Annotated in this window: 15 protein-coding genes; 4 read left to right on the forward strand and 11 right to left on the reverse strand. The window is 32.6% G+C overall.

The features are described from left to right. The first annotated feature begins 65 nt into the window (after positions 1 to 65). The 3 genes from T410_RS15285 (at position 66) to hemN (ending at position 2,504) form a co-directional block, all read left to right on the forward strand. Positions 66 to 413 (forward strand): hypothetical protein, encoded by a 348-nt coding sequence (locus T410_RS15285; protein ID WP_035673383.1) that lies wholly within the window; start codon positions 66 to 68, stop codon positions 411 to 413. Positions 414 to 526: 113 nt separating this feature from the next. Continuing rightward, entirely contained in the window at positions 527 to 1,000 is a 474-nt protein-coding gene (locus T410_RS15290; RefSeq protein WP_035673385.1) for a hypothetical protein, read from the forward strand. Positions 1,001 to 1,139: 139 nt separating this feature from the next. Continuing rightward, a complete protein-coding gene (gene hemN / locus T410_RS15295) occupies positions 1,140 to 2,504 on the forward strand; it encodes an oxygen-independent coproporphyrinogen III oxidase (RefSeq protein ID WP_035673387.1) in 1,365 nt (454 codons plus the stop codon). A gap of 72 nt (positions 2,505 to 2,576) precedes the next feature. On the opposite strand, the gene T410_RS15300 is transcribed toward hemN, so the two are convergent. From T410_RS15300 to T410_RS15330, 8 genes are all read right to left on the reverse strand, one after another. Further along, on the reverse strand, positions 2,577 to 3,278 hold the full coding sequence (locus T410_RS15300; protein ID WP_035673392.1) for a sulfite exporter TauE/SafE family protein: 702 nt from the start codon (positions 3,276 to 3,278) through the stop codon (positions 2,577 to 2,579). 9 nt (positions 3,279 to 3,287) lie between these two features. Further along, on the reverse strand, positions 3,288 to 3,737 hold the full coding sequence (locus T410_RS15305; RefSeq protein WP_035673393.1) for a FixH family protein: 450 nt from the start codon (positions 3,735 to 3,737) through the stop codon (positions 3,288 to 3,290). A gap of 39 nt (positions 3,738 to 3,776) precedes the next feature. Beyond that, positions 3,777 to 5,195 (reverse strand): cytochrome c oxidase accessory protein CcoG, encoded by a 1,419-nt coding sequence (gene ccoG, locus T410_RS15310; RefSeq protein WP_035673394.1) that lies wholly within the window; start codon positions 5,193 to 5,195, stop codon positions 3,777 to 3,779. 4 nt (positions 5,196 to 5,199) lie between these two features. After that, on the reverse strand, positions 5,200 to 6,138 hold the full coding sequence (locus T410_RS15315; protein ID WP_035673395.1) for a cbb3-type cytochrome c oxidase N-terminal domain-containing protein: 939 nt from the start codon (positions 6,136 to 6,138) through the stop codon (positions 5,200 to 5,202). 18 nt (positions 6,139 to 6,156) lie between these two features. After that, positions 6,157 to 6,336, reverse strand: a complete 180-nt coding sequence (locus tag T410_RS16825) for a cbb3-type cytochrome c oxidase subunit 3 (protein ID WP_081897859.1) — start codon at positions 6,334 to 6,336, stop codon at positions 6,157 to 6,159. Positions 6,337 to 6,340: 4 nt separating this feature from the next. Further along, positions 6,341 to 8,530: a cytochrome-c oxidase, cbb3-type subunit I gene (gene ccoN, locus T410_RS15320; RefSeq protein WP_035673397.1), complete on the reverse strand. Its 2,190-nt coding sequence runs from the start codon at positions 8,528 to 8,530 to the stop codon at positions 6,341 to 6,343. Positions 8,531 to 8,598: 68 nt separating this feature from the next. Further along, positions 8,599 to 8,790 carry a cbb3-type cytochrome oxidase assembly protein CcoS gene (gene ccoS / locus T410_RS15325; protein ID WP_035673399.1) on the reverse strand — a complete coding sequence of 64 codons (192 nt, stop codon included), beginning with the start codon at positions 8,788 to 8,790 and terminating at the stop codon, positions 8,599 to 8,601. A 117-nt stretch (positions 8,791 to 8,907) separates the two neighbouring features. After that, positions 8,908 to 11,313 carry a heavy metal translocating P-type ATPase metal-binding domain-containing protein gene (locus tag T410_RS15330; RefSeq protein ID WP_035674725.1) on the reverse strand — a complete coding sequence of 802 codons (2,406 nt, stop codon included), beginning with the start codon at positions 11,311 to 11,313 and terminating at the stop codon, positions 8,908 to 8,910. A 108-nt stretch (positions 11,314 to 11,421) separates the two neighbouring features. Here T410_RS15330 and T410_RS15335 point away from each other — a divergent pair, with 108 nt between their 5' ends. Beyond that, positions 11,422 to 12,102 (forward strand): Crp/Fnr family transcriptional regulator, encoded by a 681-nt coding sequence (locus tag T410_RS15335; RefSeq protein WP_035673405.1) that lies wholly within the window; start codon positions 11,422 to 11,424, stop codon positions 12,100 to 12,102. Between the two features lie 99 nt (positions 12,103 to 12,201). Here the strand turns inward: T410_RS15335 and mazG are convergent, their stop codons facing one another. The 3 genes from mazG to def form a co-directional block, all read right to left on the reverse strand. Beyond that, entirely contained in the window at positions 12,202 to 12,984 is a 783-nt protein-coding gene (gene mazG, locus T410_RS15340; protein ID WP_035673411.1) for a nucleoside triphosphate pyrophosphohydrolase, read from the reverse strand. 80 nt (positions 12,985 to 13,064) lie between these two features. Further along, positions 13,065 to 13,541, reverse strand: a complete 477-nt coding sequence (locus T410_RS15345) for a DUF5606 domain-containing protein (protein WP_035673413.1) — start codon at positions 13,539 to 13,541, stop codon at positions 13,065 to 13,067. Positions 13,542 to 13,631: 90 nt separating this feature from the next. After that, a complete protein-coding gene (gene def, locus T410_RS15350) occupies positions 13,632 to 14,219 on the reverse strand; it encodes a peptide deformylase (protein ID WP_035674727.1) in 588 nt (195 codons plus the stop codon). Between the last annotated feature and the right edge of the window lie 159 nt (positions 14,220 to 14,378).

Raw genomic sequence — 14,378 nt, forward strand, 5'->3', positions numbered from 1 at the left:
AAATTTTAACGTTCATTTATCAGAAAAAATTAATAAAAGTCAGCTGTTAATTTTAAATTTGCAAAATGAATTGGATTCAGAAAACAGTTTTTTTTATTGGACTTTCAATAGTTTTGCTATTTGCTTTTAATGCAAACGAATCTGCGGTTGAAAAAATTGAAATAGAAAAAAACAATCCTTCCTTTTCTCCTGACAGCATCCATTCTTCAGTATTTATTCAACCTCACGCGACCAGTATCTTTGTATTATATCATAAAACAACTAATTATACAATTGCCAAATATCTAGAAAAATTTCAAGTTGCAATTCTAGATTTTAAAGTAATAAAACCTTTTAGTCGTTATGCGAAACAAGACATTAATCGATGTGAAATGGTTTCGCTCCTACTCTTTCCTTTTCATTATTTTTGGTGATTTAAAGCCCTGATTTAGTAATTAAAAGATATGCTTATCTTTTTTTCGAATGGATTCCTTTTGGTATTCAGTCGAATTTATCATGCTTTACAAATAACTCAAAAAATAAAAAAATGGATACATCCGTAACTATAATAGGCCTAATAATAACAATACTTATCGCTATTCCTCTTTTCTTTGTATTTCGCTCCAATGTCATTAACAAAAACAAAATCAAAGAGATAAAGAAAAAATACAGCCAGAATAATCATTTCAATTTTGAATTAACCGAATCACAAAACAAAAAAGTATTGGCCTTGGATGAAAAAAATAAAGGATTTCTTTTGATGGATTTTAACTCCACGGAAGAAGTAGTTTCTTTTGTCAATTTGAATACCGTCAATTCTTGTAAACTGGTTGCGACAAATGAAAACAATTCGACTAAAATCACAAAAATTGAATTTGAATTTGATTATAAAGAAAATCATAAAAAAGAACTGATTCAATTCTACACTATTGAAAACGAAATAATTGACCAAGAATGCCTTTACGAAGACCATGTATTAGCCCAAAAATGGACAAAACTCATTACAGATTGCATTTCCTAAACTATTAATTATTATTCACTAAGAGAGGCTGATCCAAAAGACAGCCTCTTTTTTTTATAAATGCATTTTTTAACATGATAATTATCATTTTAAATTATAAGTAGTACTATTACTTTTGGTTGTGTAAAATGATCTTATTATGAAAAATTCGCTAATTCAAAAATACAATGTTCCAGGACCTCGATACACAAGTTATCCAACGGTTCCTTATTGGGATGATACTGATTTTTCAGAAAAAACATGGATTGAAAGTTTAAAAAAATCATTTACATCAAGTAATAGTGCTGAAGGAATAAGTTTGTATATCCATTTGCCTTTTTGCGAAAGCTTATGCACTTTTTGTGGTTGTAACAAACGAATCACTAAAAACCATGGTGTTGAACATCCTTATATTGAAGCACTTTTAAAAGAATGGGCTATCTATTGTACGATTCTTGGAGAAAAACCAACTATAAAAGAAATTCATTTGGGCGGTGGAACCCCTACCTTTTTCTCAACAAAAAATCTGGAGGATTTAATAAACGGAATCTTCTCACATGCCAATAAAGCTAAAGACCATGAATTTAGTTTTGAAGGTCATCCAAATAATACAACGCATGAACATTTACAAAAACTCTATGATTTAGGTTTCCGCAGAGTAAGCTTTGGTGTTCAGGATTATTCTGAAAAAGTTCAAAAAGCAATTCACAGGGAACAGCCTTTTCATAATGTTGCAAAAGTTACTTTTTGGGCCAGAGAGATTGGTTATACTTCCATAGGTCATGATATTATATTTGGATTACCATTTCAGGAAATTGAAGATGTAATTGATACCATTGAGAAAACAAAATCATTACAACCGGATCGATTGGCTTTTTATAGCTACGCACACGTTCCCTGGATAAAAGGAAACGGACAACGCGGTTTCAATGATGAAGATATTCCTAAAGATGATAAAAAGCGAATACTTTATGAAACAGGCAAAAAATTATTATATGAAAATGGTTATCATGAAATAGGAATGGATCATTTTGCTTTGAAAACGGACAGTTTATATGATTCTTTTCAAAACGGAAAACTGCATCGCAATTTCATGGGATATAGTTCCTCAAAAACTCAATTAATGATTGGATTGGGTGTTTCCTCTATTAGTGACAGTTGGTTTAGTTTTACTCAAAATGTAAAAAATCTAGAGGATTATTATCAAATATTAGAATGGGACAAATTACCTGTTTTTAGAGGGCATCTATTGACTGATGAAGACCTCATCATCCGAAGACACATCTTGAATTTAATGTGCCAATTTGAAACTTCTTGGCAAAAAAACCAAGAGTATTTTGAAGAAATTCCTGAAGTTTTAGTTCAGTTAAAAGAAATGGAACAAGATGGGTTAGTTATCATAAATAAAAATACTATTCAGGTTACCGAAAAAGGGAAACCTTATGTTCGCAATATTTGTATGGCATTTGATTTACGTTTAAAAAGGAAAGCTCCAGAAACCGAATTATTTTCGATGACAATCTAGTGTTTATTGCTGTTTAAAAATATAAAAGCACGCTTAATGGCGTGCTTTTATTTATGTACTATGAATCAAAAATTAATGACAATTAGGATTTGCCTGTACAAACAAACTGATATTGGATGGTGATATATATGGAATTCCCAATCCCAATCCTCTCAAGATGAATAATACGCCTATAATAACAGCTACATAAGGAATTGCTTTTTGAATGTTGTTTCGAATAGAAACTGTCAAAAATGAATTAATATACACCACACTACTCATCAAAGGAACGGTTCCTAATCCAAATAAAATCATATACAAAACCCCCAGACTTTCACTTTGCATGGCAATAGCACCAAATAAGGCTACATAAACCATTCCGCAAGGTAAAAACCCATTAAGCAAACCGATAGTAAATAGTGATTTGTAACTCTTGTTTTTAAACTGACTTCCTAAAGTCGATTTTATTTTGGAAATAACTTTAAAAACTGGTTTTGAAAAATTATATCTAGCAAATAATTTATCAGGAGTTAAAACGATAATAATCATGGCAACGCCAATAAATATAGATAATTTCTGCTGTAAACCAGCCATAAAAAAACCTTTACCCACCAATCCAAAAATAAAACCAATAGTAGCGTACGCCGTTAATCTTCCTAAATGATACGTGATAATTTGAGTGACTTTTTTTGCTTGATTCGTTCTATCTACCGGTAACATCATAGCAATAGGTCCACACATTCCTATGCAGTGAAAACTACTTATCAAACCGAAAAGGAAAGCTGTGTATAGCATTGTGTTTGTCTAATTGATGTATATAGTTTCTTTGGTCAAATACGATTTACCTTCATATTGCCATTCCATATTAATGTCCCAACGACCGCCTGCCAAACTTTTTTTAGGTATGAGCAAAGTAGGATTAGATAGCGAAATTGGAATTTCAAAATCTAATTTTTTAGTAGACGGTCTGTAAAGGGACACTTTTCCTTTAATGTTTTTTGGAACAAATACATCTGGGAATACAATTGTAACACCCTCTGAAGTAGTCGTTATTATTGGCTTTTGAGCTAAATCATGTGCGTTTTGAATTCGTATCATCTCATCTCCAAAATGGACATCATGCTTGTAATACTCTTCAACAACCAATTCATTATCATATTTTGAATCCGATTGAACTTTGAAAACAAAATACAAAATGAAGGTCATAAACAGACCAAATGCAATGACGATTCCTGTTCCCCAATTAAATTTCATGTTGCTTTATTTATATATTTTAATCCTAAACCTAATTTCCTAATCAAAACTTCGCGGACTTAAAAAACTCGTTGTGCTTGTCTCTATTTTTTTAGTACCGTTATAGACATCAATTTTTAATTTTGTTTTATCACTGTCCAATAAATTTTGATTGATTTCCACAAATAAAGTCCCTCCATTCATACCTTGTTTAGGCACTTTAAGATCCTGTTTTCCCACTACTTTTAAAGTCCCTTTTATCCCAACTAATTTGAAATGAATATCATTAAAATCATTGTTGGTTTTATTGATAATTTTAAACGTATAGATGTTACTGATGTTATCTCCTTTGTGCTGAAACAATTGTCCTGGTAATCTCAAGATACTGGCTTCAACATCTGTGCGTAAAAATAATAATCCTATAAGAATGCCTGTCAAAATAAACAATACTGCAGAATAGCCTTTCATTCTTGGTGTGAATTTGAACTTGATTTTTTTCTCAATTTCATCTTCAGAAGCGTACCGTATTAAGCCTTTGGGTAATCCAACACTATCCATAATAGTATCACATTCATCGATACAAGCAGTACAATTGATACATTCTAATTGCGTTCCGTTACGAATATCAATTCCGGTAGGACAAACATTTACACATTGTTTACAATCAATACAATCTCCTTTTCCAGTTGTGACTCTATCCTCTTGTTTATTGAATTTAGCTCTTCCTGATTCTTTCTCACCACGAACAAAATCATAGGCGACATTTATCGATTTATCATCTAATAAAACCCCTTGCAATCTTCCGTAAGGGCAGGCTATAATACAAACTTGTTCTCTAAACCACGCAAAAATAAAATAGAATACACCAGTAAAAATCAATAGTGAAGCCAAAGTGCTTACATGATTTTCCGGTCCTTCTTCAATCATTAAAAACAAGGTATCACTACTGATAAGATAGGCCAGAAAAACATTGGCAATAAAAAAGGAAATGATTAGAAATACAAACCATTTAAGACCTTTTTTTCTAATTTTTTCAGCGTTCCATTCTTGTTTTTCTAAACGAATTTGGGCGCCACGATCTCCTTCAATCCAATATTCAATTCTGCGAAATACCATTTCTAAAAAGATAGTCTGCGGACAAATCCATCCGCAAAATATTCGTCCAAAAATCACCGTAAAAAGAATCACGAATACGACTCCAACAATCATAAAAAGAACGAAAAGATAAAAATCTTGTGGCCAAAAAGGAAATCCAAAAATATTAAATCTTCTTTCAAGCACATTAAACATCATGAACTGATTGCCATTAACCTTTACAAAAGGATTAGCAACCAGAACAATCAACAAAAAATAACTGACCCACTTTCTATAATCGTAAAACTTACCGGAAGGTTTTTTAGGAAAAATAAATTTTCGATTTCCTTCTTCGTCAATCGTTCCGATGGTATCTCTAAAAGCTTCGTCTGGTAATTTTGACATTTTTTTATTTTTTAATTGGAGTGCTATCTGTTTTTAAAGTAACAGTAGCATCTGTTTTTGGAGCATTCTCATCAACCCAAATTTCACCATCTGGTGCTTTTGGATCTTTTGGATTACTTCCTTGTAAAGACAATACATAACTCGCAACGTGTTGAATTTCTTTTGGCTTCAAAGTTCCTTTCCAGGCAATCATTCCTTTTCCATCACGCCCACCGTTTGTAATGGTGTGAAATAAATTCTTGATTCCGCCACCCAAAATCCAATGATTATCCGTTAAGTTTGGACCAATTTGTCCTCCGGCATCAGCTCTGTGACAAGCCACACAATTGGTTGTGAAAATCTCTTTACCAGCTGCCAAATCTGCTGGTTCTGTCAATAAAACAACTGTTTTTTCATCCATCAAATCTGGAGCAGTTTTCATGTATTCAGCAATATCAATTTTGGCTTGAGCCACTTCTTTTTTAAGCTCCATTTCTTGATTGTCGGCTCCTAAAACCTCATATCGAACCATATAAACAACCCCAAAAAGAATACAAGCATAGAATAAATATACCCACCATGGTGGCAAATTATTATCTAATTCCTTGATTCCGTCATAATCATGCTCCAATAATAATTGATCTTCGCTTTCTAATGGCACTGACTTTGTTAAGCTTTCCATCAAGTTTTTGAACCATGCTTTTTCTTTAAAACTGATCGAAGTAACATTTTCCAATTTTTGTTTCTGTTCTTCTGTCATCAATTGATAGGTAATATTATCAACTGCGCTCATAGTAATTTCGATCGCTATTAAAAGGAATAGAAATACAAACAAAAAGACAGCAACCATTGGAAATTTTATAAAAGCCGGTCTGTCACCTGAGTCAATAAAATACTCCATTGCTCCAAATACAGCAAAGAAAATAACCGGTACTCTTACATATGCTGGAATTAATTTTTTCATTTTCTAAATTTTAAAAAATTATACTATTTTATTGTCGTTCAAAGGGATTTGGCTTAATTCAGTAATCTTTTCTTTTTTATAAGAGAAAACCCAAATTCCAAGTCCAATGAAAAAGACGAAGAAGATTAATAACGATAGGATTGGATATATCGCAACTCCCTCGATAGTCTCCATATTGTGTTTAATTTGTTCGAACATGACTTTATTTTTTAGCGATATCTTTTACTTTAATATCTGTTCCAAGTCTTTGTATGTAAGCAATCATTGCAACGATTTCCCTTTCATTCATTGGAATAAATTTTTCTCCCCTTGCTTCTGCTTTTTTCTTGCTATCATTATAACTTTTTACAAAATCAGGATCGTTTTTCAAGCTTTCTTCAATTTTAATGGCTTGCGCTCTTAAATCATTCAACCCATTGGCAACTTGAGCATCAGTATAAGGAACTCCAAGTGTCACCATGGCTTTCATCTTGCTTTGCGTTAGAGAAATATCCATCGGTTTATTATCAAAAAGCCATTTATAACCTGGCATAATTGAACCTGCAGATATACTTTGAGGGCTCCAAAAATGGTTAAAATGCCAGTTATCATTGTATTTACCCCCAACTCTTAACAAATCTGGACCTGTACGTTTTGACCCCCAAAGGAATGGATGATCGTATACAAATTCTCCTGCTTTAGATTGTGGTCCATAACGTTCCACTTCACTACGGAAAGGACGAACAGATTGAGAATGACAACCTACACAACCTTCACGAATGTATAAATCACGTCCTTCCAATTCTAATGGTGAATAAGGTTTTACACTGGCTATTGTTGGGATATTTGATTTCACCATAATCGTAGGTACAATTTGAATAACACCTCCAATTAAAATAGCAACAGTTGCTAAAATTGTCAATTGAATAGGTTTTCTTTCTAACCAAGGGTGAAATTTCTCTCCTTTAACTCTACCTGAGCTAATTTTAATTAATTCAGGAGCTTCAGCTAATTCGTCTTCAATTTTAGAACCCAATCTAACGGTTTGGATAATATTATACACTAAAGAAAACATCCCAATTAAATAAAGAGTTCCACCAATAGCTCTCATCCAATACATTGGCATAATTTGAGTTACCGTTTCAAGGAAGTTACCATAAGTTAACGTCCCATCAGGATTAAATTGTTTCCACATAGAAGCTTGCAAGAAACCGGCAACATACATTGGTATTGTATATAAAATAATCCCTAAAGTACCAATCCAAAAGTGAAAATTAGCTAATTTAAGAGAATACAAAGTACTTTTAGTCATTCTAGGAATCAACCAATATATCATACCAAAAGCCATAAATCCATTCCAAGCTAAAGCACCTACGTGAACGTGAGCAATAATCCAGTCCGTGTAATGCGCAATAGCGTTTACATTTTTAAGTGATAACATTGGCCCTTCAAAAGTTGCCATTCCGTAACCAGTAATGGCTACAACAAAGAATTTTAAAACTGGATCTACTCGCACTTTATCCCAGACTCCTCTCAAAGTTAAAAGTCCGTTTATCATTCCACCCCAAGATGGTGCAATCAACATGATAGAAAAAGCAACTCCTAAATTTTGTGCCCAGTTAGGCAACGCTGAATATAACAAGTGGTGAGGTCCAGCCCAGATATAAATAAAAATCAATGACCAAAAGTGAACAATAGATAATCTATAAGAATACACGGGACGATTTGCCGCTTTAGGAACATAGTAATACATTAATCCTAAAAAAGGTGTTGTCAAGAAAAACGCAACTGCATTATGACCGTACCACCATTGCACTAACGCATCTTGAACTCCTGCATAAACTGAATAGCTTTTCATAGCAGAAACCGGCAGTTCTAAACTATTGAAAATATGCAAAACTGCTACAGTAACAAAAGTTGCCAAGTAAAACCAAATTGCAACATACAAATGGCGCTCTCTACGTTTTAAAATGGTTCCAATCATATTGATACCAAAAACAACCCAAATTAGCGCAATTGCAATATCTATAGGCCATTCTAATTCAGCATATTCTTTTGAAGAACTATACCCAAGAGGCAATGATATGGCTGCAGCAACAATAATCAATTGCCATCCCCAAAAATGAAGATTACTCAAAAAATCATTAAACATCCTCGCTTTCAACAATCGTTGCAAAGAGTAATAAATCCCTGCAAACATTGCATTTCCCACAAAAGCAAAGATAACTGCATTCGTGTGTAAAGGTCTCAATCGACCATAACTCAACCACGAAATTCCATCGGTTATATTGGGAAAAAGGAACATAAAGGCTAATGTAAGCCCCACTAACATTCCTACAACCCCAAACACGATGGTTGCGTAAATGAATTTTTTTACAATTTTGTTGTCATAATAAAACTGCTGCATTTCCATAATTAAATCTGTTTTAATTTAAAAGTTTACTATTTAAGGCTAAAAGTTATTGAAGTGTTCCTACTCAATTACTTCTCATCTTGTTTTTCTGGTCTCTCTTCGTTTTGGGTTCCTTTCAAAAGCTCATCGTCAAAAAGCATTCTGACAGATGGCGTATAATCATCGTCATATTGACCAGTTTTTACAGCTCTTATAAAAGCAATAAAGAAGCCTATAGCGACTATTATACTGATGGAGATTAATAAATAAATGACACTCATACCTTAATTTGTGTTAACAAAGTTACTTTTACGTTTTGTAGTAAAATATGACATTTGTCATACTTCTTATTTTATGTTAAAAATATGTGAAAGCGCAATCGGAAAACTTATATAATTCTATTTTTTATTTGCATAATAACTACTCATCACCGTTACAAAACTCACTATGGTTATGGTACTTAACGGCATAATAATGGCAGCAACCAAAGGCAATAAATTGCCGGTAATTGCAAATGATAGTCCAACCACATTGTATAAAAGTGAAAGTGTAAAACTCATCTTTATAGTTGTTATCGCATTTTTAGAAAGTCGCATGAAATAGCTTAATTTTTGAAACTCACCGGCATCCAAGATAGCATCACAGGCCGGTGAAAAAACATTTACATTTTCAGAAATTGAAATTCCAACATTACTTTGCGCCAAAGCTCCTGCATCATTCAATCCATCACCTACCATCATCACATTTTTGCCTTCTACTTGCAATTTTTTAATGAATTCTAATTTTTCTTCTGGTTTTTGATTGAAAATTAATTCCGTGCCTTTCGGTAAAATTTTTTCTAAGGTTAGTCTTTCCCCTTCATTATCGCCAGACAAAACCTTAATTTGATACTTCGTACTTAAATTTTTGAAAAGTTCCTCTAACCCTTCTCGATATTGATTGTTGAAAATAAATTTTCCGTAATAAATCCCATTAATTTTTATGTGGACAGAAGTTTGCTGAATATTATTTTCTTCTATTTTTTCTACAAAAGCTGCGGAACCAATTTGAATTTCGTAACCAAAAATATGAGCCTGAATCCCTTTACCGGTAATTTCCTCAAAAGCATCTACTTTTATTTTTTTAGTTTCCAATGCTGATTTGTTTGGCAAGATGGGTACTGGTAAATAGTCATATAACATTCTACTCAACGGATGATTAGAAGCCCGAAGTACATTTTTAATCAGCAACAAATTTTCATCAGAAAGTGTATCGCCTTCATAGGAAATATTCGATTTTTTATTGGTAGTAATTGTACCAGTTTTATCAAAAACAATAGTATCAACTTTGGCTAACTGCTCGATAACCAATGCGTTTTTGAGATAGAATTTCTGTTTTCCTAAAATTCGCAAGACGTTTCCAAAAGTAAATGGAGCCGTCAACGCCAATGCACAAGGGCAAGCAACAATTAGTACAGCAGTAAAAACATTGAAAGCAACATTCGCATCAATAGAAATCCAATAGCCAAATCCCGCAAAAGCAATTAATAAAAGTATGGGTGTAAAATAACGAGAAATTCTATCTGTTATCGTTTTATGTTTTTGTTCTACATTTTTTTGGAACACATCATTACTCCATAATTGCGTCAAATAGCTTTGTGAAACGGAATGCAAAACCTCCATTTCAATTACTTTACCTATTTGTTTTCCTCCGGCAAATACTTTATCACCTGATTGTTTGGTAATAGGAATCGCTTCCCCAGTGACAAAACTATAATCGATTTCTGCTTTTTCTGAAATTAAAATCCCATCAACAGGTATTAATTCTTGGTTTCTAATGAGCAATCTATCTCCTTTTTCAACTTCGTAAATAGCGACACTTTCTTCAGAGGCATCGGCACTAATCTTAGTGATTGCTATTGGAAAATAGGATTTAAAATCCCTTTCGAAACTCAAAAAACTATAGGTTTTTATTTGGAACATTTTCCCCAAAAGCATGAAGAAAATTAATCCCGTCAAGCTGTCGAAGAATCCAGATCCGTAATTCATAAAGATATCGAACGTGCTTCGTACAAACATCACTATAATTCCCAAAGCAATAGGAATATCAATATTGAGCATTTTAGATTTGATACTTTTATACGCTGAAACATAATAGCCACTGGCTGAATAAAAGAAACTGGGTAATGATAATATAAAAATGGCTCCTCTAAAAAAGTCTCGGTATTGGTCTAGCCAAAACTCCTTAACTTCAAAATATTCTGGAAAAGAAAGCAACATGATATTTCCAAAACAAAAGAAAGCAACACCAAGTTTATATGTCAAGCTTCTATCAATAGTATTAGTTCCCGTTTCATAGTTTTCAAGACTTATGTATGGTTCATAACCAATAGAACTCAATAAACAAACAATAGCTTTAATAGAAACAACTCCTGGATTGAAAGTGATTCGGACTCTTTTTTCAGGAAAATTAACCTGAGAAGTGTTTATTCCTTTTTGAAGACGCTGTAGATTTTCCAAAATCCAAATACACGAACTACAATGAATGTGAGGAATACTAAGTGAAATAATAGCGGTTGAATTTTCTTCAAATTCCAAAAGTTTGGATACAATACTCTCATTATCTAAAAAATCATATTTACCTTTAATATCTTGTGGGGTTGCTCCAGGGGATTTTTCAAAATCATAATAGCATGTCAAATCATTAAGGCTAAAAATCTCGTACACGGTTTTACAACCGTTGCAACAAAAATTTTTGGCATCAAAAATAATTTCATCTTCTTTTATAATATCTAACCCACAATGGAAACAGTTTTGTGTGTCCATAAATTTGCTCATTTTACCTGAAACAAAGGTGTCAAATTGAATGAGTAAAAAATATGATAATTGTCATATTAATTCATAAGTTTGTAATCGATTTAAATACCTTCCAATATGAGCAAATGCGAACAATGTATCGTCAGAGAATTTAGCTCTTTAAAAGCACTTACTAAAGACGAATTAATAAAACTTTCTGACTGCAAAACATCTCACATTATTAAAAAAGGGGAAGTGATTTTTGAAGAAGGGGAAAACGTCAATGGTATCTATTGCATTAAGGATGGTATTTGCAAGCTAACAAAACTGAGCCCAAACGGCAAAGACCATATTGTAAAATTGGTAACAAAAGGAGAATTACTGGGACAACGTTCCATGATTAGTGACGAACCCGTAAACCTAAGTGCTGTTGCTCTTGAAGACATGGAAGTTTGTTTTATTCCAAAGTCGGAAGTAATGGGATACTTTGATAAGAACAATCAGTTTTCAATGAATGTAATGAAAACTATTTGTGGTGATTTAAAAGAAGCCGATGATCACATGGTCAATTTAGCCCAAAAAACAGTTAAAGAAAGATTAGCCGAAACGCTTCTTTATTTACATGATACCTTTGGAAAAAATGAAGATAACTCCTTAAAAATACAACTTTCAAGAGATGAATTAGCCAGCATGATTGGTACTGCAACAGAAAGTTGCATTCGCTTATTATCTGATTTTAACAAACTAGGACTAATTGAATTATCAGGAAAAAAGATTGTTTTAAAAGAAATCAACAAACTAAAAAAAATAGCAGAATAACTTTAATTCTTCTAAGACTGTTCACTAAAAAGCTGAATTCTATAATTCCTTCGCTTCTTCCCAAAATTAAGTTATTTGGAAATCATAGATTTCCTATTCCTATTTATTAGGAAGGCGCTTCGCTTCTTCCCAAAAAACATCCATTTCAGCCAAAGTCATATCCATTAACGGTTTTCCTAACTCTCCAGCTTTACTTTCTAAGTATTGAAAGCGTTTAATAAATTTTTTATTGGTACGTTCTAAAGCATCTTCGGGATTTACATTAAGAAAACGAGCATAATTGATCATCGAAAATAAAACATCTCCAAATTCCGCTTCAATTTTATCCTGATCGCCTGCTTCAACCTCTACTTGCAATTCCTCCAATTCCTCTTGAACTTTGTCCCAAACCTGATGAGATTCTTCCCAATCAAACCCTACTCCTTTAACTTTATCTTGAATTCGGCTTGCTTTTATCAATGCAGGTAAACTTCTTGGTACACCTTCAAGAACTGACTTTTTTCCTTCTTTCAGTTTTAGTTTTTCCCAGTTTTGCTTTACTTCTTCTTCATCTTTAACCACTACATCGCTATAAATATGAGGATGACGATGTATTAACTTTTCACAAATTTCATTGCAAACATCTGCCATATCAAAATCATCTGTTTCACTTCCTATTTTTGCATAAAAAACAATATGCAATAATAAATCCCCTAACTCCTTTTTAACTTCGTCTAAGTCATTATCTAAAATGGCATCACCTAATTCGTAAGTCTCTTCAATAGTAAGATGACGTAACGTTTGCATGGTTTGCTTTTTGTCCCAAGGACATTTTTCCCGCAAATCATCCATAATATCTAATAGTCTTTCGAAAGCTTGCAGTTGGTGTTGTCTTGAATTCATATTGAAATGTTTTTTTGTAAAAATAAAAAAATCCTGTCCAGAATATGACTGAACAGGATAAATATAATTTAAAATTGAAATTACGCTTCTTTTGCAGTAGTTTTCACATCTTCATCTGCAGCAACTTCAACAAGTTCTGCAGCAACTGTCGTTTCTTCCTTTGCAGTAGATACCTCATCCGTAACCAACCCTTTTGCTTGAAGCATATTATACCAATTCAAGATTTTTTTTACATCAGAAGGATATACTCTTTCTTCATCATAGTCTGGTAAAATTTCTTTAAAATAAGCCAATAAAACAGCATTATCTTCTTTATGAGAAATTGCCTGACCTTTGTTCTCTTTATCAGCAATTTTTTGCATGATTTCAGCTAACGGTTTTTCACCTTCATATGTATAAATAGATATCTCCGACAATAAACTTACATTGCTTTTTAAATTAACTGTAATTTTTTTTCCGTCTAATAAAGATTCCGCAACAAACCCAGTACGAGTTTGCACTCTCAGTACATATAAACCCGGTTTCCCAGAAATGGCTAATATTTTTTCTAAATTCATTTTATTTTATAATTATTTATTAAGAATTTGACTTGTTATTTTTTCATTTAAAACCAAAAATCATACCAAGGTAAGATTATAAATGAGAATTTATCTGCCTTTTTTACCGAAAAATTTCATTCGGTACTCTTGAAAAGTTTTGCCTTCTAAGATGTTTTTAAGCTTCTTTTGAATCAACCGTTTTTTTAATGTAGAAATTTTATCCGTAAATAAAATTCCTTCGATATGATCATATTCATGTTGAATTACTCTAGCGATTATTCCATCGAAAACTTCTGTTTTCATCACAAAATCCTCTTCGCAATATTCAATAGTTATGGTCGGGTTTCGATAAACATCTTCACGAACATCTGGAATACTTAAACATCCTTCATTAAAACTCCATTCAGGACCTTCTTCTTTTATCATTTTTGCATTGATAAAAGTTCTTTTGAATCCTTTCAGTTCCTGTTGTTTCTCATCCGCTAAATCCTCATCATCACTAAATGGAGTCGTATTTATTACAAATAAACGAAGTGGTAATCCTACTTGAGGTGCAGCAAGCCCAACTCCATAAGCATTATACATCGTTTCGTACATATTGGCAATTATTTCTTCCAAGTTTGGATGCTCCGGCGTAAGAGCTTCTCCTACTTTTCTTAAAACAGGATCACCATATCCTATAATTGGTAAAATCATGATTGTTGTATTAAGCATTATCAATTGTAAAACTGAATATGTTTCCATTTAATTCATTTCGCAAAAATAGTAAAAAAATAGAGAATGAATAATCCTCGATTGATAATTAGTGTTTTTTTGCAATTAAGTTCAAAACACATCGCTTTATCCTTTGAATAA

The organism is Flavobacterium sp. 83 (assembly GCF_000744835.1).
GTDB lineage: Bacteria > Bacteroidota > Bacteroidia > Flavobacteriales > Flavobacteriaceae > Flavobacterium.